The organism is Rhizobium sp. NXC24 (assembly GCF_002944315.1).
Taxonomy (GTDB): Bacteria; Pseudomonadota; Alphaproteobacteria; order Rhizobiales; family Rhizobiaceae; genus Rhizobium.
Genome location: NZ_CP024311.1, coordinates 162501 through 188537 on the forward strand (window position 1 = coordinate 162501; position 26037 = coordinate 188537).

Consider the following 26037-nt stretch of genomic DNA (forward strand, 5'->3'; position numbering starts at 1 on the left):
GATGGGCTATGGGGACTCACCGTCTTACTGATCCTAACCAAACTCCGAATACCGGGAAGTACTACTCGGCAGACACACGGCGGGTGCTAACGTCCGTCGTGAAAAGGGCAACAACCCTAACCTCCAGCTAAGGTCCCCAAGTCATGGCTAAGTGGGAAAGGATGTGAGGATCCCAAAACAACCAGGATGTTGGCTTAGAAGCAGCCATCATTTAAAGAAAGCGTAACAGCTCACTGGTCTAGTCAAGGGTCTTTGCGCCGAAAATGTAACGGGGCTAAAGCCATGCACCGAAGCTGAGGATTCCTCTTTGAGGAGTGGTAGCGGAGCGTTCCGTAAGCCTGTGAAGGGACAGCCGTGAGGCATCCTGGAGGTATCGGAAGTGCGAATGTTGACATGAGTAACGATAAAGAGGGTGAGAGACCCTCTCGCCGAAAGACCAAGGGTTCCTGCTTAAAGTTAATCTGAGCAGGGTTAGCCGGCCCCTAAGACGAGGCGGACACGCGTAGTCGATGGGAACCACGTTAATATTCGTGGGCCTGGTGGTAGTGACGGATTGCTTAACTTGTAAGGTCTTATTGGATTGATCTTGCAGGGACGCGGTTCCAGGAAATAGCTCCACCGTATAGACCGTACCCGAAACCGACACAGGTGGTCAGGTAGAGTATACCAAGGCGCTTGAGAGAACTATGTTGAAGGAACTCGGCAAATTGCACGCGTAACTTCGGAAGAAGCGTGACCCTTATGTGCGCAAGCATGTGAGGGTGGCACAGACCAGGGGGTAGCGACTGTTTACCAAAAACACAGGGCTCTGCGAAGTCGCAAGACGACGTATAGGGTCTGACGCCTGCCCGGTGCTGGAAGGTTAAGAGGAGGGGTGCAAGCTCTGAATCGAAGCCCCAGTAAACGGCGGCCGTAACTATAACGGTCCTAAGGTAGCGAAATTCCTTGTCGGGTAAGTTCCGACCTGCACGAATGGCGTAACGACTTCCCCGCTGTCTCCAACATAGACTCAGTGAAATTGAATTCCCCGTGAAGATGCGGGGTTCCTGCGGTCAGACGGAAAGACCCCGTGCACCTTTACTATAGCTTTACACTGGCATTCGTGTCGGCATGTGTAGGATAGGTGGTAGGCTTTGAAGCAGGGACGCCAGTTCTTGTGGAGCCATCCTTGAAATACCACCCTTATCGTCATGGATGTCTAACCGCGGTCCGTCATCCGGATCCGGGACAGTGTATGGTGGGTAGTTTGACTGGGGCGGTCGCCTCCGAAAGAGTAACGGAGGCGCGCGATGGTGGGCTCAGACCGGTCGGAAATCGGTCGTCGAGTGCAATGGCATAAGCCCGCCTGACTGCGAGACTGACAAGTCGAGCAGAGACGAAAGTCGGTCATAGTGATCCGGTGGTCCCGCGTGGAAGGGCCATCGCTCAACGGATAAAAGGTACGCCGGGGATAACAGGCTGATGACCCCCAAGAGTCCATATCGACGGGGTTGTTTGGCACCTCGATGTCGGCTCATCGCATCCTGGGGCTGGAGCAGGTCCCAAGGGTTTGGCTGTTCGCCAATTAAAGCGGTACGTGAGCTGGGTTCAGAACGTCGTGAGACAGTTCGGTCCCTATCTGCCGTGGGTGTAGGAATATTGACAGGATCTGTCCCTAGTACGAGAGGACCGGGATGGACATATCTCTGGTGGACCTGTTGTCCTGCCAAGGGCATAGCAGGGTAGCTATATATGGAAGGGATAACCGCTGAAGGCATCTAAGCGGGAAACCCACCTGAAAACGAGTGTTCCCTATCAGAGCCGTGGTAGACGACCACGTTGATAGGCCGGGTGTGGAAGTGCGGCAACGCATGAAGCTTACCGGTACTAATAGCTCGATTGGCTTGATCGTTCCCATTGCTCGTGTTCATCACACGATGCATCTGACGTGTTCAAAAAAAGACAAGAGACATGAAGGCTATTGCCTCCATCCTCTCTTCACCAGCTTCTCAACGTTGCGCTTCGCTGACCTGGTGGTTATGGCGGGGTGGCTGCACCCGTTCCCTTTCCGAACACGGCCGTGAAACGCCCCTGCGCCCATGGTACTTCGTCTCAAGACGCGGGAGAGTAGGTCGCTGCCAGGTCTGCAAAACGCAACGCCGGATAAACCCATCTGGGTTTGTCCGATGATTTAAATCTTCTCGACACAAAAACGGCTAAGCCGTGTTACAATAGGCCGCTCAAAAGCGGCCTTTGTCGCTTCTAAAGGCATACAGTTATACGCCCGGCTCCGAAATAAGGTGCCACGGGAACACGGGACAAATCCTTCGGATTTGCCCGGATCACGCAAGCCGCAACGCGGCTTGCTCAAGCTCCGACGAACCCCAACGGTTCGCTCAGGGCGGACAAACCGCAACGCGGTTTGCTCGGATAGCGCGGGGTGGAGCAGCCCGGTAGCTCGTCAGGCTCATAACCTGAAGGCCGCAGGTTCAAATCCTGCCCCCGCAACCAACTTCCCACATAACATTCCAATATCAATACCCCAAAGCATTCCGCTTCGCTGGCGATACCGCCGCAGCCGACGGACCATAACCGGAAAGCCCAAGCTTCATAGCCTCCCACCGATACCAAATACACGAGAGCCCGCCATCGCGCGGGCTTTCGTGTATTTGGTAACCGCTCGACGACCTAACGCCTGCTCAGGCAACGAGGCACAGCGCGACGGCCACGGCGGAACAACTGCCTTGAATCCGAGCATTCAGGGTGAAGCATAAGTGTCGCCGCCGGCTATCTGCATGCACGGCGAACCCAGCCAGTGCCCGAAGTCGCAGACCCGGGCGCGCTTCCACTAGGATTTCCATCCGCCCGATGTATCCGACCTGTACTTTGGCATCGTGTGGCCAATGCTTCCGTTCGATAGGCTCGCGCGCCGAGCTGGCGCATTCTCCCCGGCATTGGTCGTGACCGACCGCAAGAGCAACGCGATTTTAAAAACCGCAAATCGGGAGACTGGACATGAAAATCCTTATTATTGGCGGCACGGGCCTCATCGGTTCAAAGACGGCGGAGAGGCTGCGCAAGAAGGGTCATGAAGTAATAGCAGCCTCCCCGAATACGGGGGTTAACACCATTACCGGCGAAGGATTGGCCCAGGCCGTCGCTGGAGCACAGGTCGTGCTTGACCTGGCAAATTCGCCATCCTTCGAGGACAAGGCCGTTCTGGAGTTTTTCGAAACCTCCGGCCGAAACCTGCTTGCCGCAGAAGCGGCCGCCGGCGTTAAGCATCATATCGCGCTCTCGGTCGTCGGGACCGAGCGCCTGCCGCGCAGCGGCTATTTGCGCGCCAAGATGGCCCAGGAGAATCTGATCAGGAGTTCCGGGATACCCTATACCATCGTTCACTCGACGCAGTTCTTCGAGTTCCTGGCCGGCATCGCTCAGTCGGCAACCGTCGGTGAGACCGTGCACCTGCCGGCCGTCAATTTTCAGCCGATTGCGTCGGACGACGTCGCTGATGTCATGGCGGACGTGGCGCTTGCGCCGCCGGCGAACGGCATCGTTTACATCGCCGGGCCGGAGAGGGGGCGCTTCACCGACATTGTCGCGCGGTTCCTGAAAGCGGCCAATGATCCGCGCAAGGTCGTTGCGGATCCGCACGCACTCTATTTCGGCACGGAGTTGGATGACCGCTCGCTCGTCCCGGAGGAAGGCGACAACCCGCGCCTGGGCGCCATCGGCTTCGACCAGTGGTTCAGCCAATCTGCTCGCAAGAACTGACGATCGATCATCACGGCGTCAGTGAAAATGCCAGCAAAACAATGCGTGCTCGCCCGCTCGCGCATTCGCACAGAGGCTGACGCTGTTCGTTCCCAAGACTTGCTGGTGTTGTGAAAGTGGCGCCGCGTCGCGGCGCCACCTCGATCGGGCTCTTCGGTCTCGGGGATAGCCGAAACCTCGAATGAAATGCTTATCGCCCTTCGGCCGCAGGCCGCGGGCGTTGTCAGGAGGCCATGATGCGGATCGAACGACTAAACACAATGACATCGGCTCGCCTGATGGTGATCGATATCAACGCCACGCTGGAAACCGCCGCCCTCTCGCTTTCAAATCCCGGGATAGGATTGGCTGTCGTGAGCGGCGAAAATGGCAAGGCAACCGGCGTGCTCAGCAAGTCCGACCTTATTCGCCACCTTATGGACCGAGAACCGGACGCTTCGGTGGTGACACTCATGAGTCGGAATATCGTTTCCTGCGATCCCGATGACGAGCTCCTGGCCGCCTGGCAGATCATGGTGGCGCAGCGTCTGCAAAACATGCCGGTACTCGGCGCGGATTCGAAGCCTCTCGGCGTTCTCGATATTCGCGATGCGATGAAGGTGCTGTTTGAGCAAGAGCAGCTACAGGAGCATATGCTCGCAGATTACATAACGGGATTGGGCTACCGGTAGCCGATGGCGGCCTGAGATTGCCTAACCGGCCCGATGTTCAAACATTGCCGACATTAGCCGTCGTCGCATCCCATCGCGCCTGGGATTGAGGCGGTTCTTTCACATTTGCCCGAGCCGTCCGGCTCGCAGGAAGCTTTTCCACGCGCGCCGAGATGATCATCATGCTGCAGCTATATCTTGAAGGACTTGCGAGGGCTTCACTTGCATGGCTGATCACTCTCGAGCTGGCCGGCATCGTCGTGTGGCATTTGATCCCGCGCTGGCGTGTGAACCTCCGGCTTGTCGTGGAGATTGGCTTCTTTGCCGCGATGACCGCCGTTCTCATCGGCAGCGACATCTCGCCTATCCGGTTTCAAGGCTACGGCCTGGAAGACGCGCATGCTTTTGCCGTCATCATGGCGAAATTGCTGTGGTGGCTCCATCTCGCATGGGCGATCATCGGCTTCGTACGCATCTATCTGGTTCTAGAAGGCAAGCCACACGAGGAGCACCTTCTCCAGGATATCGTGGTCGGGCTGGTCTATCTTTGCGTCACCTTGTCGGCGCTGGCCTTCGTGCTTGGCATTCCGATCGGAACACTGGTCGCCACATCAGGCGTGATTGCTATCGTCCTCGGTCTGGCACTGCAAAACACCCTCGGAGATGTCTTCTCCGGCATCGCTCTTACTCTCGGGCGGAGCTATTCCCTGGGCGATTGGATTCTGCTCGCGGACGGGACGGAGGGGCGTGTCATTGCCAGCACCTGGCGGTCGACACAGGTTCTGACCGGAGCAAACAACGTCGTCGCTCTGCCCAACAGCGTCCTTGCCAAACTCGGACTGACGAACATCAGCCAGCCCGATGAAACGCATCTTCTCAAAATGACGGTGCGGGTGGCGCCGACGCGGATGCCCTCCATCGTCGAGGACGTCATGCAGTCGGTCTTGGCCGGTTGTAATTCGATCGTCAGGGAACCGCCCCCACAGGTGGCGCTGAAGAATTTGGACGCTGTCGCCCTGGAAATCGAGCTGCAGTTCTGGGTCAGGAATCCATCGCTGCGCACGAAAGCCCGAAATGAAGTGATGGATCTGTTTTATCGCCACTGCAAATCCGCCGGATTGCTGTTGGCGATGCCACCATCGGCTATCGCACTCATGAGCGAACCGCCCAGCGAAGAGCGCGCCAAGCCGCCTGAAATAACGCCGCTTGCCCTCATTGAGGCGATTCCCATTTTCTTCGGTCTGACGATGTCGGAGAAGGAACTTCTGGCCCGATCATGCGCGGTCCGTGAATATCAGAAGAACGACATCATTGTTCATCAGGGAGAAATGCTGGCCTCGATGATGATCATTCGCGCAGGGATCCTCGCAATGCGCTATGGCGAGCAGGAACAGAGACGGCTTTCGCCCGGGGATTTCTTCGGCGAGAGCGGCTTGCTTGCGGGAATGGGCGAAGTCTGCACACTGCAGGCGCTCACGCGCGTCACCGTCTATGAAATCGATCAACAGAGCTTTGCGCCGCTGCTCGGCGCGCGCCCGGCCATGGCGGAGGAGATAGCTGCAAGACTCTCCGCCCGAGCCGATCATGTGCGCCATCTGCCTCTCTCCAAAACCGGACAGGAGCGCAGTGCGCGCGCCCTCCTGAAGGCAATGCGGACGATCTTCGGCAGCTAACGCTTATCAAGCGTACCGCCATCAGTGACAGCCTGTGCGAACCAAACCTCATTGGAGCCACCGACATGCTCGGCAGCTTCCCATGCGACGGCTTGGCTGTTGCCTCGGAGATACCGAGCCTTATCTCGTGCCAGTCAATTTCGAGAATGGTTGAGGTTCTGGTGCTTTACCGAGGATGGGCTTTTTTCCCCTGAACTTGATGAGAATGTCTTCGCCGTCCACGGAAGCCCGCGTGCGCTCAAGATCTTCCCGCTCGGCAACAGCCTGATTCCAATGTTCCTGATCACGGCCGTGCGGACGGCCCGCTTCTTCCCACAGAGAATATGCACGTCTTTTGATCCACTCATGTCCCTGTTCAGTCGGCATTATGCTCTCCTCCACATCAATGATTGTTTTTTGGAAATTTTTGTCTCGACGCATGCCGTGCCGGCGGACGCCAATGCTTTGGTGGGAATTTTCGCGCCCCTCGATCACGCACAGAAAACCATCATCTGAAGGGAATGTTCCCGGCCTTTGATAAGAATCATGGACGCCGTGGATCGGCGCATTTGAAAGGGTGGGCTGAGCTCCCTTTTGGGAGCCATGACAACCATGGCCCCTTGACGCTCAGAGGTTGCTTCACAATTATCCATTTAGTTACTAGCGTCGCGCTTGGTTCGAGAGACATCGCGTTGGCGAGCGTCGCCTATTCATATCCCAGGAACCAAGCGGAGGATGCGATGGTTACCGCCGTTGACGTCAAAGCCCCACTGATATCGCTGGCATTTTCGACACTGGGCTGCGCAGAGCTGGAATTGGATGAAGCCCTGGCTCTGGCCGCACGTCATGGCCTCGATGCGATCGAAATTCGTGCTCTCGGCGGTATGATCGATCTGCCGGCCTATTTTGCCGAGCGGTTCGGCACTCCGGCAGGCCTTGTCCATGCGCTCGAGCGAGCCCCTGTGGCCATTTGTGCGCTCAACACGTCGATGCGCCTCGTCGGCGCTACGCCGCAAGCGAAGGAAGAGTTCCTGCGTTACCTTCCCTGGGCCGAGGCGGCCGGCATAAAAGCGTTGCGCATTTTCGATGGCGGCAGCACGGGTGATGCCGGCGAACTTTCCGAGGCGCTGTCGACACTGGAATGGTGGCGCGAGACGGCCAGGCGCGAGGGTTTTGCATCGGATATCATGGTGGAGACACACGATTTTCTGGTGCATCCGGACGCGCTCGGCCGCTTTCTGGAAGCGGCACCCGATTGCGCCCTGCTCTGGGATACGCATCATACCTGGCGCAAAGGCGGACAAGATCCCGCGGAGACCTGGAAGCAAGTCCGTCGCAATACCAGGCACCTGCATGTGAAGGACAGCATCTCGAAGCCGAGCGGGAAGCTGCCATATACTTACACGCCCCCCGCCGCCGGCGAGTTTCCGATGGCGGCGCTGCTCTCTGCATTGGCCGCCGATCGCTATGACGGCGTCATGAGCCTTGAATGGGAGCGGCTGTGGCATGCAGATCTCCCCCCGCTCGACCACGCCCTGCGGGAGGCAAGGCAAGCGAACTGGTGGCCGCAGTCCGATGCAGGCGATCCCGAACGGTAAGCCTGTCAGGATTTTAACGGAACCCGTGCCGGAGAAACTTGGGCGTCTAAGCCATGCTTCAATATAGCGGCCCCATGGTTCGCGGCGGAAGATTGTCGCCGCCCGCTTCGGCAGTAATTGAATTAGTAACTAGAAAAACTCGTATCAATTGAATGTTCGATGACACTAGTTTACATATTAGTAATATAGTGATTCTAAGTCAGTTGTCGCCCTGATGCGACATTTCTGCTTGGGGAAGGAAAATTCTAGTTACCTTGAGCTAAAGGGTCCGGGAGATGGAAAAGGCGGCTTTTAGGCACCAGAAATCCCATGCTCCCCCTTTCTTTGCGTCTTTTTCAGACGTCTCCTTTTCTTTCCGAATTTCTGTTTGCTGCCCATCTTGCAGCCTTTGGAGGCTTGATGAGCGGTAGAGGCAACCGGATTGACAAGGGGCATAGCGCCCTGATTTTAAAGGCAATCGCCAAGGGCGGCTTGAGCTTTGTCGTACAACCGATCCATGACGCCCAAGACATTGAAGCGATCCTCTATGCCGAATGCCTGGCGCGTGTAACGGATGCCGAGGGTGTCGTTCACACCGCAGGCGCCTTCGTGCCGCAGTTGGAGCGACTGGAAGGTCGCTTCGACCTCGATCTCCGCATGCTGGAGTTGGTTCTGTCTGCCTTGACGGCGGATGCGGCACTGACACTCGGCTGCAATCTATCCGCAGCCACTTTGTCCGCGCCGGATCGATTTGCCGATATCTTCAATCGAATCAGCCGCCAGCCCGAGCTCACGTCCCGGCTTGTCGTTGAAGTTACCGAGACCTATCCGCTCGTCGGCGCGCCCGTCGAGCGGTTGAAGATGATACGTGCACTCGGTTGCCGCATTGCGATCGATGATTTCGGCACCGGCTATGCGACCCCCTCGCACCTGCTGCAGGTTACGGCCGATATCGTCAAAATCGATGCGTCCTTCATCCGCGATATCAGGCCCGGCCGGGATGGCCATGATAGCCTGTATCACTTGGTCGGTTTTGCATCCTGTCTGGCGCCCCTGGTTGTTGTCGAGGGCATAGAAACCGAGGCGCAATTGGAGGCGGCACGCTCGACCGGCGGGACGCATGCGCAAGGCTTCCTTCTGTCCAGGCCCATGGCGCTTCAGCAGCTTCCTCAAATGCGTAAATTCGGCCTACGGGAGGTTGGATGAATATTCCGCGCCTTGTCTCGCGAAGCTGCTCGGCAAAACGAACCTGGGGCCAGGAGTCCATCGGGGGGACGCGCGGCTTGATCGCGGAGGTGACGGCATGATCAAACATCCTTCCTTCGCTCGGGACCATGATTTCTCGGCCGCACAGGATGTGCAGGCGCAAGCTCGGCTTAGTCTGCTATTCGAGGAGTTGCAGGGCCTGTTCCCCGGCGTTTCGTACATCGGTAGCGACTTGCCGTTCGCTCTTGTGGGCGGAGACGAGCCGCACATCATTATTCACAACATCTCGGGAAATGCCTCCGGACGGGTCACGATCGATCCCGAAAACGGCCTTTATGTCTTTTGTGAACTCGACAGCGCCACCGGCATCGTACTGGCGACGGCGAGCGAAGAGCGGCTGATCGATGAAATCGTCGCACACCTCTCCGCCAGCGACGACAACCTTGTGCCGCGCACCGTGAACACCGCCGTCGGCGTTCTCGTCGGCCAGACCGTGGAGGATGTCGAGCGAAAACTCATCCTTCAGACCCTGCGTCATTGCAACGGCAATCCAACCTATGCCGCCTTCATGCTCGGCATTCCCCTTATCCTCCTGTGTACCAAGCTGGCCACCTACTTTGCAGATCCTGCAAAGGACTTTGCAGATCCTGCAAAGGATTTTGCGGGTCCTGCAGAGGACCTTGCAGATGCGGCTGGCCATGCAGAGCCCGTGAAGAAAGACCGGCAATGAGCAGGCGTCCTCATCAAGAAATGCCAAGGGTGCCGCAACCAAAACCTGTGGAGTTTGAAACCGATGCAAGATTCACGAATGGCTTTGTACATGAAGCAGTCACGCGAGGCGGCCGACGCCAGGCCACATGAGATTCGGGAAACGATGATGGACGCTTTCAATAGTAGAAGAGACCTGCCCCAGTCGCAAACGCATGTTCTGTTTGACGGCTGTGTGAAGATTGTTTCGGCCTATGTCAGCCACAACCCTGTTCTTGCCGGGAGCCTTCCGAAGCTGATCGCGGATGTGCATGAAGCGCTGCAGGCTTTGAATGGATCCGCATCTCCGATGGAGTCAGCCAAGCCTGTTCCGGCCGTCGATCTCAAGAAATCGGTGACGAACGACTACATCATTTGCCTCGAGGACGGGAAACGCTTCAAGACGCTCAAACGGCACCTGCGCGTTCATTACGGCATGACGCCCGAGGAATATCGCGCAAAATGGGGTCTTGCTCCCAACTATCCGATGGTCGCCCAGAATTATGCGAACCGCCGTTCGGAACTCGCCAAGCTCTCCGGCCTCGGCGCCAACGGCAACAAGCCGCAAGAATAATGGCGCCTCAAGGGCGCCATCATCTCTTGACGATATTTTGGACTGCTGAGCCGCAGCTCGATAGCCCGGCGGCACCGGTCAAAAGACCTGGCGGAGCACGATGAACAGCACGAAGGCAAGCGCGATCGAGGCGGGCAGCGTCAGGATCCAGGCCATCAGCATGTTGCGGACGGTGGACCACTGCAGACCGGAACCGTTGGCGGCCATCGTGCCGGCGACGCCGGAGGACAGGACGTGCGTGGTCGAAACCGGCAGGCCGAGATGGTCGGCCGCACCGATCGTCAGCATGGCGACGACTTCGGCGGCGCCGCCCTGGCCATAGGTCAGGTGCGTCTTGCCGATCTTTTCGCCGACGGTGACGACGATACGCTTCCAGCCGACCATGGTGCCGAGGCCGAGTGCCAGCGCCACCGCAACCTTCACCCAGAGCGGAATGAACTTGGTCGCGTGATCGACCGCGGCGTGATAGTTGGTCACGGCCTTCAGATCATCCGGGCTCATCTGCAGCAGCTTCTGCTTGTCTATGAGCTTCAACGATTCACCGATCAGGTAGATGTCGTTACGAACGTTGCCGACGAGGCCGTTCGGCAGTTTTTCGACGCTCGGATAGGCGGCGATCTCGGCACTGGTGGCGTGGATATAGGCCTGCAGTGCCGGTGTCGTTTCGTCCGTCCAGGTCTTGCTCTTCACGGCAACGCTGACGGCAGCCTTCGGGTCTGCAGGCGTGGCGATGCCGGCCTTCACATACTTGCCGAGTACCGTCTCGACCTGCGCCGAGGCTGCCTTGTAGGCATCGAGGTAATTGACATCGGGCGTCTTGTTCAGCGCGAAAGCGGTCGGCACCAGGCCGATAAGGATGAGCATGATCAGACCCATGCCCTTCTGGCCATCGTTCGAACCATGGGCGAAGCTGACGCCGGTGCAGGTGAAGATCAGCAGGCCGCGGATCCACAGCGGCGGTGGCGTATTGCCCTTCGGCGCTTCATAAAGCTCCTTGTTGCGGATCAGAACTTTGGAGACCAGCAACAACACAGCGGCTAGGCAGAAGCCGATGATCGGCGACAGCAGCAGCGACAGGCCGACATTGCTTGCCTGCGACCAGTCGACACCGCTCGTGGCGGAACCGGCCGGCGCCAGGAACTGATTGGCAAGACCGACGCCGATGATGGAGCCGACGAGCGTGTGCGAGCTCGAAGCCGGCAGGCCGAGATACCAGGTGCCGAGGTTCCATACGATGGCGGCGGTCAACAGGGCGAAGACCATGGCAAGGCCGGAGCCCGAGCCGACCTGCAGGATCAGTTCGACGGGCAACAGCGCCAGAATGCCGAACGCGACGGCACCGGAAGAGGTCAGCACGCCGAGGAAATTAAAGAATCCCGACCAGATAACCGCAAATTCGGCCGGCAGCGAACGGGTGTAGATGACGGTAGCGACCGCATTGGCCGTATCGTGGAAACCGTTGACGAATTCGAAGCCGAGCGCGATCAGCAACGCCAATCCGAGCAGGATCCACGGAACCGCCGCCGCATTGGCAAGATCGTTGCCAAGGGCATAGCCAACGTAAGCAAGGCCGCCGAGTACGACGATGCCGAAGAGCGGCAGGAACCATTTGGCGGAACCGCCTGCGCCGTGAATAGGATGGTCACCACCCTCCGAATTGCTTGAAACGACGTCGACCATCTCAAACTCCCTATCGCAAATAAGGTCTTCATTTAAGCGCGGTTGATGACGCTCTCGTGACGCGTACTCGTGGTGTCGATACTGAACTTCTTGTTGCGAACGTCTCTCCTAAGGCGGCAGTGGGCGACACGCGCATTGCAACTCCACGTTCAACGTCTTGATTTTGCCGCGAAAAGGCCTTTTTCGGTTCACCCGGGGTTCAGCCAGCGGGGATTTAAATCCGCTTGTAAGGGACTTGAATGGAGATCATCACGATGAGATTGCCCGTGATTGCCGTTGCTGCCGTACTCGGCAGCCTTGTCGTATCTTCGGCAGAAGCAATGCCTATCGCCGCTGTTGGGACCGTGGCTAAAGCGCCGGTCGTCAACGTTGATTATGCCTGCGGCCGTGGCTGGCATTTGACGCCGCGCGGCGTATGCCGGCCGAACCGCTATGGGCCGCCGCGCGGTTATGGCTGGGGATATTACAGGGCGCCACCGCCGCGTTGGGGCTGGTATGGCCATCGTCCCTATTATCGTGACGGATGGGACGGTGGTTGGCGAGGCCGGCCGCGTGATTGGTAAAATAAGACACCCGCCGTCCGCTGACGGCGGGTGTCGTCTACTAGAGCGGGAAAGCGATTCATGGAATCGCTTTCCCGCTCTATCTCTTTGTTTTTACGCATTCCGGACGGAAAACCGTTTCGCACTTTCCTGGAATTGCTCTAATCGGCAATGGCCGGTTTCGTCCGCAGGAGCCGCGCGGTCGACCACAGCGCGGCCACTGCCGTCATCAGCGCCAGCATCGTTGTTGCGAGGCTTTTGACGTGCAGAAAGATGCCGGCGAGCCGTGGCCGGATCAAGTCGGCGGTGTTGAAGCCTTCGTTGCTGAATTGGCAGAGAATAAGCGACAGATTGTTGCGTACCAGCGCGCCGTCGATCTCCGAGACGAGGTCGCCGGCGGCAGCCATTTCGTCCTTCATCGTCCGCATCTGCAGCAGCGCCATCTTGGCGGCGGCGAGATAGGCATGCGAGCATTCGTTAAAGGGACTGTCCTCATCGCCAACGCTTCCCGGCATGACGCCCCAAAGGCAATAGGCACGCTGGATTTGTGCGTAGTTCAGGACGCGACGGAAGGACTCGTCGGTATCGGACGCCGATGAGGCAAGCGCGATGATGCGCCCGTAGTAAGGAGCGATCACGGCCATTTCGCCATGGGTCAAGCTTGGTATCGGAATGCCCGCACGAGTTCCGGACGAGCTGCCGCTATGCGCCTTCGCCTCCAGCGGCAAGCCGAGTGCGCAGATCAGATAAAAGACCGAAAACAGAATGGCTGGTCGCCGCCAATATATCCCCCGCAAAAAGTCATGCGGGGGACATGTCAGGCTTGCCATTTCAGGCCCGGCGCATGGATGTGCGACCGTAGCGAACCTGCGGCAGGTCACGTTCGGCCCATGCCCCGAAGGCGAGGCCGAGTGTCGCCCACAGGATCGCGTGCATGCCGAGCGACGCGATGCGGAAGCGCCAGAGCACGACGGCGGAGAACTGCTCCGGCACTTCGTTGATCGTCGGCAGGAGGTATTGAACCAGGCCGATGAACACGATGTAGGCGATGCCAGCGAAAATCACGCCGTTCCATGAACCGTAGCGTGTTACCAGACCGCGGACGAGGGACACCGCGGCAACCATGGCGACGACGGAGGCAACGATCATCACGAAGAACAGCTCGGTCCTCGCGCCGATAGTGTCCGGATTGCCGACCGCCGGCGGATTGGCCGGATATTTGATGTCGGGAACCAGGGAGATGGCGATGAAGGCGGCGATTGCCAGCAGCGCGGCAGTGCCGCGGGCGCCAAAGGGGCTGATACGGCCATAGACATAGGCGAAGACCAGGGCAAAGAGCCCGCCGACTGCCGTTGCATAGACCAAGGCACCGGTGAAGAGGCCGAGGCCTGCCTGGGTGGCGCGGCTGACGATCTCCGGTTCCGGGGCTTCGCCTGCCGCCTGGGCAGCCTGCTCTTCAAACGCGATCGCCCGCTCGACGAGCGGCTCGCCGAAAGTATGGGCGAAGGCAAAAATGAGAATACCCGCCAGCACTCCGACCAGCATGCCGCGGAGCAAAAGACGTCCAACCATGTTCCAGACCCCTTAGTGGCAGGGGAACCCGAGCAGGTGGCGCGCGTCGTGCACGAATTCGTGCACATACGAGCCCGACATCAGCGCGGTCGCACCTTGCTCGGCGCCGATGAAGTAGATCGCCAGCATGAGGAGAAGACCGGCGAAAATCGCCCAAGGCAGGATTTCGCCAACCGGGATCGGCGTCGGGATTGCGGTCGGTGCGAAGGTGGTATCAGCCATTTTATTTCCCTTTAAGAAGAGCGCGTTCCATTTACGGAAGGGTTTTTTACGGGAAGGGTCTGGCTCTCTAGGGGCGGTATCCGCCCTTCGATTACAGTGGCGCGACCGCGCCGGGATTTCACCGGCTTCCACACCCGTAAGACTAAGCTTATAGCTGGCTGCAAAGACGATTGTCAATCAAGGCGTTGCCGTGATCGAAAGTCGCGGCAGCGGACCCGGTCTGAGGATATAGGATATTATGAGAGCGCGTTTGAGCTGGGTCTGCCACGGAATGACCGAAGCCAACCGGAAGAACCGGTTTCCGGTGGATGAGCCGCTGGAGGCAAAGGCCACTCAACAGGCCGGCCTGCTTGCCGCGCAGCTTGGAACGGTCGACCGCGCGTGGACGAGCCCGGCTCTACGGGCCGGCCAGACGGCTGTGGCTATGGGACTTGACGCTGCAACGGAACCATCTTTCCGCGAGTGCGACTATGGGCGCTGGCAAGGCCGGTCGATCACCGAGTTACACGAAGCCGATGCGGAAGCGCTGTCGCGGTGGATGCTGGATTTGGATGCGGCGCCGCATGGTGGCGAACCCTTATCCGCCGTCCTCGCCCGCGTCGGCGATTGGATGAAGAGCCACACCGGCGAGGGCGGTCACAGCGTCGTCGTCACGCATGCGACCGTCATCCGTGCCGCTATTCTCCATGTGTTGCAAGCGCCGCCTACCGCGTTCTGGACGATCGATGTGGAATCGCTCGGCATCGTGGAGATGACCAGCGACGGCCGCCGCTGGCAGCTTCGTTTTCCGAATGCCGTAAGATAGTGGTTAGCGGCTCGCCTTCGCTCGCTGCCGCTCAAAATAGATAAGATAGGCGGCAAGGCCTGATGTCATCACGGCAAGCCCGTACCATGTGATGGCGTAGACGAGATGATTGTTGGGGAAGACGATCTGCGTCAGGCCACCGACAGGCAGATCGCCCGGATTTTTCGTATCGTCCGCATCGATGAAATAGGGCGCGACGTTTTGAAGGCCCCGCGCGGCGGCGATCGCCGTAACGTCGCGGGAATACCAGCGCTCTTCCGATGGCACGTTGGAGCGCAGCAGCGTGCCCCTCGGCTCGTTGATCCTGAGCAGGCCGGTGACGGTCGTCTCGCCAGCCAGCTCGCCGGCTGGGCGGGTGTCCGGGTTGCGCTTGTCGGTCGGCACGAAACCGCGATTGACGATGATAATCATACCGTCAGCCGCTTTCATCGACGTCAGCACCCAATAACCGGGGCCGAGCGCGGTCGAGGCATAGACCTGCGCTTCCTTATCGTTGAGGAAGGTGCCGGTCGTCTGAACATGCTTGTATTCGTAGCCGGCGGCGTCGATCGCGGACCATTCCGCTGGGCCGGGGGCGGCCACGGGCGGCGCGTACACCCGGGCATCGACGCGGGCGATCAGATCCAGCTTCCAGGACAGCCGCTTCACCTGCCAGGTGCCGAGCGCAATGAGCGCTGCGGTCAATAGCAGAAGCAGGATTACCCAGATGGCAAGCGCGAGCGTGGAGCGGGGCTTTTTGGAAAGAGTGTCGGTGGGGGTATCGGTCAAGGCGCTGAACTCCATCGGAGGCGCTGTCGCATGATTCCGAAAAGTGCGAGGCGGCGTTCGGATAAGATCATGCATCATCTAAAAAATACTGCTGCTCGTCCCATCGGATGCTCGAAGCAGTAGCCCAGCGGAAATCTTACGCTGGAAAAGCGGCGGGCATCCGTGGGGACACCCGCCGTCCGGTTTGTTACGGCATATTGCGCATCATGTCGGGCGACATGGGCATCATGTTGGAATTGAGGTGGTGCATGACCCAGAGCGAGCCGGAAAGCGCGATGACCACCAGCACGATGGTGAAGATCAGCGCCATCATGTTCCAGCCGCCTTCCGACTTGGTGTTCAAGTGCAGGAAATAGATCATGTGCACGATGATCTGGATGGCGCCGAGGATCATGATCAACACCGCCGTGACGGCCGGATCGGAGAAGACCTTGGCCATGACCAGCCAGAAGGGGATGGCAGTCAGGATGACGGAGAGGATGAACCCCGTCACGTAGCTCTTGAACGTGCCGTGGCCGGCCTCATGGCCGCCATGGCCGTGACCGTGACCGTGACCATGGCCGTGAGCGTGGGCGTCGGCGGAATGATGCGAAGAATTGGCGTTCGAGCTCATCCGAGAACTCCCATGAGGTAGACGAAGGAAAACACGCCGATCCAGACGACATCGAGGAAGTGCCAGAACATCGACAGGCACATCAGACGGCGCTTGTTAGCGGGAATGAGCCCGTGCCGGCTTGTCTGCACCATCAGCGTGATCAGCCAGACGAGGCCGCTGGTGACGTGCAGGCCGTGCGTGCCGACCAGCGTGAAGAAGGCCGACAGGAAGGCGCTGCGCTGCGGGCCGGCGCCTTCCAGGATCAGGTGATAGAATTCGTTCAGTTCGAAATAGATGAAGGCGGCGCCGAACAGGCCGGTGATCGCCAGCCACAACAGCGTCGCCGACTTGTTGTCCTTCTCCATGGTCAGCATGGCGAAGCCATAGGTGATGGAGGAGAGCAGCAGCATCGTCGTGTTGAGGGCGACGACCGGCAGCTCGAACAGGTCGGCCGGCGACGGACCGGCCGCATAGCTGCGGCCAAGCACGGCATAGGTCGCAAAGAGCACCGCGAAGATCAGGCAGTCGCTCATGATGTAGAGCCAGAAGCCGAGCATCGTGCTACCTTCCGGATGATGCTCCTCCGTCAGGTAGAAGGCGGTAGCTTCGCCATCCTTGGAAGCGGGTACGGTATGGGTCGTCATGGGTTTATACCTGTCCTGCGAGCGCCTTCGTGCGCTCGGCCTCAGTCTTCACGACCTCGTCGGCGGGAATGTAGAAGTCGCGCTTATAGTTGAAGGTATGGCCGATCGTAATGGCGATCATCGCGACGAAGGTAATGGCGGCGAGCCACCAGATGTACCAGATCATGCCGAATGCGAAGGCGATGGAGAGAACGCCGAGGATGACGCCCGTGCCAGTGTTCTTCGGCATGTGGATCGGGATGAAACCCTCCGTCGGACGCTTGTAACCGCGATTCTTCATGTCCCACCAGGCGTCGTGATCATAGACGATCGGCGTGAAGGCGAAGTTGTAGGCCGGCGGCGGCGACGAGGTGGACCATTCCAGCGTACGGCCGTTCCAGGGATCGCCGGTGTGATCGCGAAGCTCTTCGCGCTTCATGAAGCTGACGGCAAGCTGGATGAGGAAGCAGGCGATGCCGATGGCGATCAGTCCGGCGCCGAAGGCTGCGATGATGAACCAGATCTGCAGCGACGGATCGTCGAACTGGTTGACGCGGCGGGTAACACCCATCAGGCCGAGGATATAGAGCGGCATGAAGGCGAACCAGAAGCCGATCTGCCAGAACCAGAAGCTCATCTTGCCCCAGAAAGGATCGAGCTTGAAGCCGAAGGCCTTGGGGAACCAGTAGTTGACACCCGCAAACATGCCGAAGAGCACGCCGCCGATGATCACGTTATGGAAGTGGGCGATCAGGAACAGCGAGTTGTGCAGCACGAAGTCGGCCGGCGGAACCGCGAGCATGACGCCGGTCATGCCGCCGATGGTGAAGGTCACCATGAAGCCGACAGTCCACAGCATCGGCACTTCGTAGCGGATGCGGCCGTGGTACATCGTGAACAGCCAGTTGAACAGCTTCGCACCCGTCGGGATCGAGATGATCATCGTGGTGATGCCGAAGAAGGAGTTGACGCTGGCGCCCGAGCCCATCGTGAAAAAGTGGTGCAGCCAGACGAGGTAGGAGAGGATCATGATCACGCAGGTGGCGTAGACCATCGAGGCGTAGCCGAAGAGGCGCTTGCCGCAGAAGGTGGCGACGACTTCCGAGAAGACGCCGAAGGCCGGCAGCACCAGAATGTAGACTTCCGGGTGGCCCCAGATCCAGATGAGGTTGACATACATCATCGGATTGCCGCCGAGGTCGTTCGTGAAGAAGTTCGTGCCGGCGTAGCGATCGAGCGTCAGCAATGCGAGCGTGGCGGTCAGGATCGGGAAGCTCGCGACGATCAGGATGTTGGTGCAGAGCGAGGTCCAGGTGAAGACCGGCATTTTCATGAAGGTCATGCCCGGAGCGCGCATCTTGACGATGGTCGCGATCAGGTTGATGCCCGAAAGCGTCGTTCCGATACCCGCGACCTGCAGGCCCCAGATGTAATAATCGACGCCGACGTCGGGACTATAGGCGATGCCGGAAAGCGGCGGATAGGCCAGCCAGCCGGTCTTGGCGAATTCGCCGATGAAGAGCGAGATCATGATGATGATCGCGCCGGCCGTCGTCATCCAGAACGAGAAGTTGTTGAGGAAGGGGAAGGAGACGTCGCGTGCGCCGATCTGCAGTGGCACGACGAGGTTCATCAGACCGGTGACGAAGGGCATCGCCACGAAGAAGATCATGATGACGCCGTGGGCGGTGAAGATCTGGTCGTAGTGGTGCGGCGGCAGATAGCCATCGGAACCGTTGAAGGCGATCGCCTGTTGCAGGCGCATCAGCAATGCGTCGGAGAAGCCGCGCAGCAGCATGATGAGTGCCAGCACGACGTACATGATACCGATCTTCTTGTGATCGATGCTGGTGAACCATTCCTTCCAGAGATAGCCCCAAAGACGGAAATAAGTCAGCAGGCCGAGAAGGGCGATACCGCCGAGGGCAACGCCGATGAAGGTCACGACGAGGATAGGCTCGTGATAGGGAATCGAATCGAGCGTCAGCCGACCGAAGATGAATTTATAGAGGTCCGGGTTGGAAAACATGGATCGCCTCTGTCCCTTATGAATGTCTTGTTATTGAGCGCACCGGATCAGTGACCCTGATGCTGCGCCGAACCGGTCGACGAATCGGAAGAAGAGCCGTTGCCCATATCCATGCCCTGCATGGAGCCCATGCCCTGCATCGAGTTGTCGCCTTGCTGCATGGTATGGCCAGCGCTGCCGTCAGCCTTGACCGGCGTCACTTCGCCTGCATCCGCACCGCGGTTGTCGTAGATCAGGCGCTCGCGGTTTTCCTGGCTGTCCTTGCCGGCGCCGCCCTTGGCGTCGATATGCATCATCTCGCCCATGCACATTTTGCTGGGATCGGCGCACATATTGAGGATGGCGTCGTATAGGCCGTCGTCGACCGAATTGTAGTAACGCACCGGCTCTCGTTCACTCGGCTTGGCGAGCGTCAGATATTCCGGGCGGCCGAGGGTCGAGCCCTGGCTCTTGACCTTCTGGACCCATTGGTCGAAGTCGGCCTGGCTCAGACCATGGAACTTGAAGCGCATATGCGAGAAGCCGGCGCCGCTGTAGTTGGCGGACAGGCCCTGATATTCGCCCGGCTTGTTGATGACGGCATGCAGCTTCGTTTCCATGCCAGGCATGGCGTAGATCTGGCCGGCGAGCGCGGGAATGAAGAACGAGTTCATCACCGAGGAGGCCGTGATCTTGAAGTTGATGGGCGCATCCACCGGCGCGGCCATTTCGTTGACCGTGGCGATGCCGAGATCGGGATAGAAGAACAGCCATTTCCAATCGAGCGCCACGACTTCGACATTCAGCGGTCTTGTCGTGGTGGTCACCGGCTTGCCGGCGGCGACGCGGTCGAGCGGCCGGTAGGGGTCGAGCTGGTGGGTGCTGATCCAGGTCACCGCGCCGAGCGCGATGATGATGGCGAGCGGCGCCGACCAGATGACGAGCTCGAGGCGGGTCGAATGATGCCAGTCCGGATTATAGGGTGCTGTCGTGTTCGACTGGCGATATTTCCAGGCAAAGAACAGGGTTAGGAAAATCACCGGTATGATGATCAACAGCATCAGGACGGTCGAGACGACGATAAGGTCGCGTTGCTGCACGGCGATGTCGCCGGAGGGAGCCATCACCACCATGTTGCAGCCCGAGAGCAGCAAGATGAGCGGTAGGACGGATAAGCGGCTGAAAATCTTCGATAGTCTTGGCACGTCTCAAAGCTCTTTTTGTTATTGACCGTATGGCGACTAAAGGACGGCGGTCATGAACGGTATGAGGTGTTTCGTCGCACCGCAGCAAGCTTGGGTGCAATGCGGTATCGGGGCGCAACTTCCCCTATCGGGAAAATCTTGAGAAATCCAGAAGGTTTTCCAACGCGCAGTTGCTTTGTTGCGGCTAATATACCGAGATCGGCGGATATGGCTACCGGCCGCAGCGCGCCGCCGTGGGATTGTGGCGGCAAAAGACGGAAATTAGGCCAGATCCAATCGCCAATTCGCGAATTATTCCATGCACGATACTTGATAAGTTCGTAAGTTTGATAAAACATCTTACCTCGACGCGATTTCGTGGAGGAATTCGCGTCCGGAGAGGGAGGCTCCCGTATATGGCCAGCGCCACACATGAATCCTTAAATCCAACGTCTTCAGGTTTAGAACGCGATGCACGCAACATGCATGCTCGCGCCACTGTCGACCCCGGCAATATCGCCATCGGCGTGATCATCGGTCGCACGTCCGAGTTTTTCGATTTCTTCGTTTACGCCATCGCATCGGTCCTGGTTTTCCCGAAGCTGATCTTCCCCTTCGCGGATCCCTTGCAGGGCACGCTGCTTTCCTTCCTGGTTTTTTCGCTTGCCTTTATCGCCCGCCCGATCGGCTCGTTCATCTTCATGGCGATCGACCGCACCTACGGCCGCGGCGTCAAGCTGACGGTCGCGCTGTTCCTGCTCGGTGGCTCCACGGCGTCAATGAGCTTCCTGCCCGGCTATAGCGAAGTCGGCGTCTATGCGATCATCCTGCTCGCGGCCCTGCGCATCGGCCAGGGTCTAGCGCTCGGCGGCGCCTGGGATGGCCTGGCGTCGCTGCTCGCGCTCAACGCGCCCGCCGATCGCCGCGGCTGGTATGCGATGATCCCGCAGCTCGGCGCGCCGACCGGCTTCATGCTGGCGAGCGCTCTTTTCGCCTATTTCGTAACGAGTCTTTCGACGTTCGATTTCTTGGAATACGGCTGGCGCTATCCCTTCTTCTGCGCCTTCATGGTCAATGTCGTGGCTCTCTTCGCCCGGCTCCGCCTGGTCGCCACACCGGAATTCGGCGCGTTGCTGGAACGTCATGAGCTGGAGCCGGTCAAGATGACGGAGCTTCTGCGCGTGCATGGCCGCGACGTGCTGATCGGCGCTTTCGTGCCGCTGGCAAGCTTCGCGACCTTCCATCTGGTCACGGTGTTTCCGCTTGGTTGGGTGACGCTCTACAGCGCGCAATCCCCCGGTTCGTTCCTGCTGGTGGAATTCCTCGGTGCGATCTGCGGTATCGCCGCAATCGTCTGTTCCGGCCTGCTCGCCGACCGTATCGGCCGCCGCAACCAGCTTGCCCTTGGCGCTGTGTTGATCGCGGCCTTTGCTTTCGTCGCACCCTGGTTGCTCGATGGCGGTGTCACCGGTCGCCATATCTACGTGGTTGTCGGCTTCACGCTGCTCGGCCTCTCCTTTGGGCAGGCCGCCGGCGCCAGCGCCTCGCGCTTCAGCCGGAACTATCGCTATAGCGGCTCGGCTTTGACCTCGGACCTTTCCTGGCTGATCGGCGCCGGCTTCGCACCCTTCGTCGCGCTCGCCCTCTCCAGCCAGTTCGGCCTAGTCTATACCAGCCTTTACCTGCTTTCCGGCGTCGTCTGCACGCTCGTTGCGATCTTCTTCAGCAAAACGCTGGAAACGCGCGACAACTGATCGAAGCTTTGAAGCATCAAGAAAGCCGCGGTGTGAAAGCGCCGCGGCTTTTTCTTTTGATCACACCTCATCTTGAGCATGTCATCTGCGCTTGGCTGGATCTTGCCGGGGAGCGACAGCCAAATCTTGACTCCCTTTTCAAACTTTTGTGATAAAAAAGAACGTGCTGAAACTTGAAAACGATAGTCAAGAAAAATATAGGCTACCGCACCACCGTCACGGACGGGTTTCAGCGAGAGGATGCCGATGACTTTTTCCTTTACCCATCTCACCAGCGCCTTGGCGCTTGCCGCGGGTCTTGCGCTTGCGCCGCTGACGGCCAACGCCGCCGATTCTGAAGGCATCGTCGTCTATAATGCACAGCACGAGGCGTTGACGCAGGCCTGGGCAGATGGCTTCACCAAGGAAACCGGCATCAAGGTGACGATCCGCAACGGCAGTGACATGCAGTTCGCCAACCAGATCGTCGAGGAAGGCGCCGCATCTCCCGCAGACGTGTTCCTGACCGAAAATTCTCCCGGCATGACGCTGGTCGACGCCAGCAAGCTCTTTGCACCGGTGGATGCCGATACGCTGGCGCAGGTACCGGAAACCTTCAAGGCGGCTGATGGCGATTGGGTCGGCGTTGCCGCCCGCTCGACGGTTTTCGCCTATGACAAGACCAAGCTGAAAGAGGGCGATCTGCCGAAGTCGCTGCTCGACCTCGCCGATCCCAAGTGGAAGGGCCGTTGGGGTGCCTCGCCGGCCGGCGCCGACTTCCAGGCGATCGTCAGCGCGCTTCTCGAACTGAAGGGCGAGGACGTCACCAAGTCCTGGCTGAAGGCGCTGAAGGAAAACGCAACACCCTACAAGGGCAACAGCGTTGCCATGAAGGCCGTCAATGCCGGCGAGATCGAGGGTGCCGTGATCTATCACTATTACTGGTTCGGCGATCAGGCGAAGACGGGCGAAAACAGCAAGAACGTCGCGCTGCACTATTTCAAGAACCAGGATCCGGGCGCTTTCGTCAGCATCTCCGGCGGCGGCGTCCTCGCCTCCAGCCAGCATAAGAAGGAAGCTCAGGCGTTCCTGAAGTGGATCACAGGCAAGGGCGGCCAGGCCGTTCTGCGCGATGGCGATTCCTATGAATATGCCGTCGGCAATGGTGCTCAGTCGAACCCGAAGCTCGTGCCGCTCAGCGATCTGCAGGCACCCAAGGTCGAGCCTTCCAAGCTGAACAGCAAGAAGGTGACCGATCTCATGACCGAAGCCGGGTTGATCTAACGCATAACCCCGAAAACTGCGAAGCGGTTTTCGGAAAGGCTTATGCGTCAATGAAGGGTAGCCCCTTGCATCCGGTCCGCATGCCCTGCTAGGGGCATGCGGATGGCCATTCGGCCATTTCGATCCCGGCAATCGCCTTTAGTGGCGATTGCTTTCCTATTTCAGGGCGTGAAAGGCAGCTAAGACTTGCTGCAGAAGAACACATATGCCGCGCCGGCCGCTCAGGCCGCTGCCCTGCGATTACCTCCGTTGACCGCTGCGTCCGGTGGCCGTGTCCCGCACGCTTCCGTCATCGCCCTTGCATCCGTCGTCGCCCTTCTGAGCCTCGTGCCGCTAGGCTTCATTGTCTGGATCACGGTCGACACCGGCTGGAGCGACGCCATTGCGCTCATTTTCCGCAGTCGCGTCGGCGAATTGCTGACCAATACAGTCCTTCTCGAAGTCTGCACCATCCCGCTCTGCATCGCGCTTGCCGTCACGCTCGCCTGGCTGACCGAGCGGACGAATATCCCGGGTTCCCGCATCTGGTCCTGGCTGGCGGTCGCGCCGCTTGCGGTGCCCGCCTTCGTGCACAGCTACGCCTGGGTCAGCCTCTTGCCGGGCATGCGCGGGCTCTGGAGCGGCGTGCTGGTTTCCGTGCTCGCCTATTATCCTTTCCTCTATCTGCCGGTAGCTGCACAGTTGCGCCGCCTCGATCCGGCGATCGAGGATGCCGCGGCCTCGCTCGGCCTCGGTCCCTGGCGCGTCTTCTTCCGGGCGATCCTGCCGCAGCTTCGCCTCGCCATCTGCGGCGGCTCGCTGTTGATCGGCCTGCATTTGCTGGCGGAATACGGTCTCTACGTGATGATCCGCTTCGACACTTTTTCGACGGCGATCGTCGATCAGTTCCAGTCCGCCTATAACAGCCCGGCCGCCAACATGCTCGGCGGCGTTCTCGTCTTCTGCTGTCTGCTGCTGCTCGGCATCGAGGTGTTGGTGCGCGGCAATGAGCGCTACGCCCGTGTCGGCTCCGGTGCGGCCCGCCCGGCGGATCGTCGCCGTCTCGGCTGGTTCGTCATCCCGGCCATTGCGCTGCCCTTGGCAGCGGCCGTGCTGACGCTCGGCGTGCCGTTCGTGACGCTGGCGCGCTGGCTCTATCTCGGCGGTGCCGGCATCTGGCGGATGGATACGATCGGCTCAACTTTGCTGCAGACGATCGTGCTTGCCGTTGCAGGCGGTGTGCTGGCCACCATCGCCGCTATCCCCATGGCCTGGCTCTCGGTACGCGCGCCCGGCCGGCTACAGCGCATCCTCGAAGCCTGCCACTATTATGTCGGCTCGCTGCCGGGCGTCGTGGTCGCTTTGGCGCTGGTGTCGATCACCGTGCGGCTGATACTGCCGCTCTATCAGACCTTTGCGACACTGTTGCTCGCCTATGTCCTGCTGTTCCTGCCGCGCGCCATGGTGGGCTTGCGCTCCAGCATCGCCCAGGCGCCGGTCGAGCTCGAACGCGCCGCCATGGCGTTGGGACGCACGCCGGGCCAAGCCGTGCGGCAGATCACCATGCGGCTTGCCGCTCCCGGTTTCGCGGCGAGCGTGGCGCTTGCGGCTCTCGGCATTACCAACGAATTGACGGCGACGCTGATGCTGTCGCCCAACGGCACGGAGACGCTGGCGACGAAGTTCTGGTCGCTCACCAGCGAGATCGATTATGTCTCCGCCGCGCCCTATGCCTTCATGATGGTAGTGCTGTCGCTGCCGCTCACCCTTCTTCTCTATGCGCAATCCAAGCGGACGGCCGGACAATGACCTTTCTGGCGATCAAGAATATCAGCAAGCACTATGGCCCGGTGCACGCGCTTGACAATATCGACCTCACGGTCGCCGCCGGCAGCCGCACCGCCGTCGTCGGCCCTTCCGGTTCCGGCAAGACGACGCTGCTGCGCATCATCGCCGGCTTCGAGACTCCGGATGCCGGCCAGGTAGTGCTGGAAGATCATCTGCTGGCGAATGGGCCAGCCGTCGTGCCTGCCCACCGCCGCGGCATCGGCATCGTTTCGCAGGACGGCGCATTGTTTCCGCATTTGAGCGTGGCGAACAATATCGGCTTCGGCATGGAGCGCGGGTTGGCCGATCGTGCCGAACAGATCAACGCGCTGATCGATATGGTGGAGCTCGATCGCGGCATGCTCGATCGCCGCCCGCACCAGCTCTCCGGCGGCCAGCAGCAGCGCGTGGCGCTTGCCCGCGCGCTCGGCCGCAAGCCCAGGCTGATGTTGCTGGACGAGCCCTTTTCCGCGCTCGACACGGGCCTGCGAGAAAACATGCGCAAGGCCGTTGCCCGCGTGTTGCAGAACGCCGGTATCACCACGATCCTGGTAACGCACGACCAGGCTGAAGCGCTCTCCTTCGCCGATCAGGTGGCCGTTCTGCGCGAGGGTAAATTAGTGCAGGCCGGAACGCCGCAAACGCTCTATCTCAATCCCTGCGACCGCGAGACGGCCACTTTCCTTGGAGACGCCATCCTGCTGCCGGCGGAACTGGGTGATGGCTTTGCCGATTGCGCGCTCGGCCGCATCCCGACCGACGCGAACGGCCGCCGGGGCCGGGCGGAAATCATGCTGCGCCCCGAGCAATTGCGGTTCAATGCGATCGATGGCGAAACTTCCGGTGTCCTATGCGCCGGCGAGGTCATCGACGTCGAATTCGGCGGCGCGGTCTGCACGGTGACGCTTGCCCTTGCCAATGCCGCAGGCGCCGCGCCGCTCACCATCAAAAGCTCCAGCGTCGGCCTGCCGGAGATCGGCAGCACTGTCCATGTCAGCGTGCTCGGCAAGGCGCATGCCTTCGACGTGGTCGGCAGATAGCCTCTTCCGGTTG

At 59.6% G+C, this 26037-nt stretch carries 24 protein-coding genes, 1 tRNA gene, 2 rRNA genes and 1 riboswitch (1 of these 28 cut by a window edge); of the genes, 16 read left to right on the forward strand and 11 right to left on the reverse strand.

Annotated features, from left to right (window positions below; translation table 11 throughout):
- From NXC24_RS00785 to NXC24_RS00810, 6 genes are all read left to right on the forward strand, one after another.
- Positions 1 to 1891, forward strand: a 23S ribosomal RNA gene (locus NXC24_RS00785) (it extends 1003 nt beyond the left edge of the window).
- Positions 1892 to 2008: 117 nt separating this feature from the next.
- Positions 2009 to 2123 (forward strand): 5S ribosomal RNA (gene rrf, locus NXC24_RS00790).
- Between the two features lie 290 nt (positions 2124 to 2413).
- A tRNA-Met gene (locus NXC24_RS00795) sits at positions 2414 to 2490 on the forward strand.
- Between the two features lie 504 nt (positions 2491 to 2994).
- Positions 2995 to 3756 carry an SDR family oxidoreductase gene (locus NXC24_RS00800; RefSeq protein ID WP_104821563.1) on the forward strand — a complete coding sequence of 254 codons (762 nt, stop codon included), beginning with the start codon at positions 2995 to 2997 and terminating at the stop codon, positions 3754 to 3756.
- A 278-nt stretch (positions 3757 to 4034) separates the two neighbouring features.
- Positions 4035 to 4427, forward strand: coding sequence for a CBS domain-containing protein (locus tag NXC24_RS00805; protein WP_245463915.1), 393 nt, complete (start codon positions 4035 to 4037; stop codon positions 4425 to 4427).
- Positions 4428 to 4588: 161 nt separating this feature from the next.
- The gene (locus NXC24_RS00810; protein ID WP_104824936.1) at positions 4589 to 6079 is read left to right on the forward strand and encodes a cyclic nucleotide-binding domain-containing protein; all 1491 of its coding nucleotides are present in this window, start codon (positions 4589 to 4591) and stop codon (positions 6077 to 6079) included.
- A gap of 120 nt (positions 6080 to 6199) precedes the next feature.
- Here the strand turns inward: NXC24_RS00810 and NXC24_RS00815 are convergent, their stop codons facing one another.
- Positions 6200 to 6445, reverse strand: a complete 246-nt coding sequence (locus tag NXC24_RS00815) for a DUF2934 domain-containing protein (RefSeq protein ID WP_104821565.1) — start codon at positions 6443 to 6445, stop codon at positions 6200 to 6202.
- Between the two features lie 353 nt (positions 6446 to 6798).
- On the opposite strand from NXC24_RS00815, the gene NXC24_RS00820 reads away from it, so the two are divergent.
- The 4 genes from NXC24_RS00820 to NXC24_RS00835 all read left to right on the forward strand — a co-directional run bounded on the left by NXC24_RS00820 (position 6799) and on the right by NXC24_RS00835 (position 10162).
- Positions 6799 to 7656: a sugar phosphate isomerase/epimerase gene (locus NXC24_RS00820; protein ID WP_104821566.1), complete on the forward strand. Its 858-nt coding sequence runs from the start codon at positions 6799 to 6801 to the stop codon at positions 7654 to 7656.
- Positions 7657 to 8055: 399 nt separating this feature from the next.
- Complete coding sequence (locus NXC24_RS00825) at positions 8056 to 8841, forward strand: EAL domain-containing protein (protein ID WP_104824937.1); 786 nt, start codon at positions 8056 to 8058, stop codon at positions 8839 to 8841.
- The gene (locus NXC24_RS00830) at positions 8756 to 9571 is read left to right on the forward strand and encodes a helix-turn-helix domain-containing protein (protein WP_199773508.1); all 816 of its coding nucleotides are present in this window, start codon (positions 8756 to 8758) and stop codon (positions 9569 to 9571) included. Before NXC24_RS00825 ends, NXC24_RS00830 begins: the two co-directional genes overlap by 86 nt.
- 90 nt (positions 9572 to 9661) lie before the next feature.
- Positions 9662 to 10162 carry a MucR family transcriptional regulator gene (locus tag NXC24_RS00835; protein ID WP_104821567.1) on the forward strand — a complete coding sequence of 167 codons (501 nt, stop codon included), beginning with the start codon at positions 9662 to 9664 and terminating at the stop codon, positions 10160 to 10162.
- A 78-nt stretch (positions 10163 to 10240) separates the two neighbouring features.
- On the opposite strand, the gene NXC24_RS00840 is transcribed toward NXC24_RS00835, so the two are convergent.
- The gene (locus NXC24_RS00840; RefSeq protein WP_104821568.1) at positions 10241 to 11842 is read right to left on the reverse strand and encodes an inorganic phosphate transporter; all 1602 of its coding nucleotides are present in this window, start codon (positions 11840 to 11842) and stop codon (positions 10241 to 10243) included.
- 254 nt (positions 11843 to 12096) lie between these two features.
- On the opposite strand from NXC24_RS00840, the gene NXC24_RS00845 reads away from it, so the two are divergent.
- The gene (locus NXC24_RS00845; protein ID WP_104824939.1) at positions 12097 to 12405 is read left to right on the forward strand and encodes a hypothetical protein; all 309 of its coding nucleotides are present in this window, start codon (positions 12097 to 12099) and stop codon (positions 12403 to 12405) included.
- A 140-nt stretch (positions 12406 to 12545) separates the two neighbouring features.
- On the opposite strand, the gene NXC24_RS00850 is transcribed toward NXC24_RS00845, so the two are convergent.
- From NXC24_RS00850 to NXC24_RS00860, 3 genes are all read right to left on the reverse strand, one after another.
- The gene (locus NXC24_RS00850) at positions 12546 to 13151 is read right to left on the reverse strand and encodes a hypothetical protein (RefSeq protein ID WP_104824940.1); all 606 of its coding nucleotides are present in this window, start codon (positions 13149 to 13151) and stop codon (positions 12546 to 12548) included.
- A 64-nt stretch (positions 13152 to 13215) separates the two neighbouring features.
- Positions 13216 to 13956 carry a CbtA family protein gene (locus tag NXC24_RS00855; protein ID WP_104821569.1) on the reverse strand — a complete coding sequence of 247 codons (741 nt, stop codon included), beginning with the start codon at positions 13954 to 13956 and terminating at the stop codon, positions 13216 to 13218.
- A 12-nt stretch (positions 13957 to 13968) separates the two neighbouring features.
- On the reverse strand, positions 13969 to 14178 hold the full coding sequence (locus NXC24_RS00860; RefSeq protein ID WP_104821570.1) for a CbtB-domain containing protein: 210 nt from the start codon (positions 14176 to 14178) through the stop codon (positions 13969 to 13971).
- 57 nt (positions 14179 to 14235) lie between these two features.
- Positions 14236 to 14308: riboswitch (cobalamin riboswitch) on the reverse strand.
- 108 nt (positions 14309 to 14416) lie between these two features.
- Between NXC24_RS00860 and NXC24_RS00865 the strand changes: the two genes are divergently transcribed.
- Positions 14417 to 14983: a histidine phosphatase family protein gene (locus tag NXC24_RS00865; RefSeq protein WP_104821571.1), complete on the forward strand. Its 567-nt coding sequence runs from the start codon at positions 14417 to 14419 to the stop codon at positions 14981 to 14983.
- A gap of 3 nt (positions 14984 to 14986) precedes the next feature.
- Here the strand turns inward: NXC24_RS00865 and NXC24_RS00870 are convergent, their stop codons facing one another.
- From NXC24_RS00870 to NXC24_RS34990, 6 genes are all read right to left on the reverse strand, one after another.
- On the reverse strand, positions 14987 to 15751 hold the full coding sequence (locus NXC24_RS00870; protein WP_245463916.1) for an SURF1 family protein: 765 nt from the start codon (positions 15749 to 15751) through the stop codon (positions 14987 to 14989).
- A 187-nt stretch (positions 15752 to 15938) separates the two neighbouring features.
- A complete protein-coding gene (gene cyoD / locus NXC24_RS00875) occupies positions 15939 to 16364 on the reverse strand; it encodes a cytochrome o ubiquinol oxidase subunit IV (protein ID WP_104821572.1) in 426 nt (141 codons plus the stop codon).
- Positions 16361 to 16990, reverse strand: a complete 630-nt coding sequence (gene cyoC, locus NXC24_RS00880) for a cytochrome o ubiquinol oxidase subunit III (RefSeq protein ID WP_104821573.1) — start codon at positions 16988 to 16990, stop codon at positions 16361 to 16363. Before cyoC ends, cyoD begins: the two co-directional genes overlap by 4 nt.
- Before the next feature lie 4 nt (positions 16991 to 16994).
- Positions 16995 to 18998: a cytochrome o ubiquinol oxidase subunit I gene (gene cyoB, locus NXC24_RS00885; protein ID WP_104821574.1), complete on the reverse strand. Its 2004-nt coding sequence runs from the start codon at positions 18996 to 18998 to the stop codon at positions 16995 to 16997.
- A 47-nt stretch (positions 18999 to 19045) separates the two neighbouring features.
- Entirely contained in the window at positions 19046 to 20182 is a 1137-nt protein-coding gene (gene cyoA, locus NXC24_RS00890) for a ubiquinol oxidase subunit II (RefSeq protein ID WP_104821575.1), read from the reverse strand.
- A gap of 50 nt (positions 20183 to 20232) precedes the next feature.
- Positions 20233 to 20520 (reverse strand): hypothetical protein, encoded by a 288-nt coding sequence (locus NXC24_RS34990; protein WP_158704411.1) that lies wholly within the window; start codon positions 20518 to 20520, stop codon positions 20233 to 20235.
- A gap of 57 nt (positions 20521 to 20577) precedes the next feature.
- Here NXC24_RS34990 and NXC24_RS00895 point away from each other — a divergent pair, with 57 nt between their 5' ends.
- The 4 genes from NXC24_RS00895 to NXC24_RS00910 all read left to right on the forward strand — a co-directional run bounded on the left by NXC24_RS00895 (position 20578) and on the right by NXC24_RS00910 (position 26024).
- Positions 20578 to 21915: an MFS transporter gene (locus tag NXC24_RS00895; protein ID WP_104821576.1), complete on the forward strand. Its 1338-nt coding sequence runs from the start codon at positions 20578 to 20580 to the stop codon at positions 21913 to 21915.
- Positions 21916 to 22161: 246 nt separating this feature from the next.
- Entirely contained in the window at positions 22162 to 23178 is a 1017-nt protein-coding gene (locus NXC24_RS00900; RefSeq protein ID WP_104821577.1) for an iron ABC transporter substrate-binding protein, read from the forward strand.
- A 186-nt stretch (positions 23179 to 23364) separates the two neighbouring features.
- Positions 23365 to 24966 (forward strand): iron ABC transporter permease, encoded by a 1602-nt coding sequence (locus NXC24_RS00905; protein ID WP_104821578.1) that lies wholly within the window; start codon positions 23365 to 23367, stop codon positions 24964 to 24966.
- Complete coding sequence (locus NXC24_RS00910) at positions 24963 to 26024, forward strand: ABC transporter ATP-binding protein (RefSeq protein WP_104821579.1); 1062 nt, start codon at positions 24963 to 24965, stop codon at positions 26022 to 26024. The genes NXC24_RS00905 and NXC24_RS00910 overlap by 4 nt, the downstream gene beginning before the upstream one ends.
- Positions 26025 to 26037 lie beyond the last annotated feature (13 nt).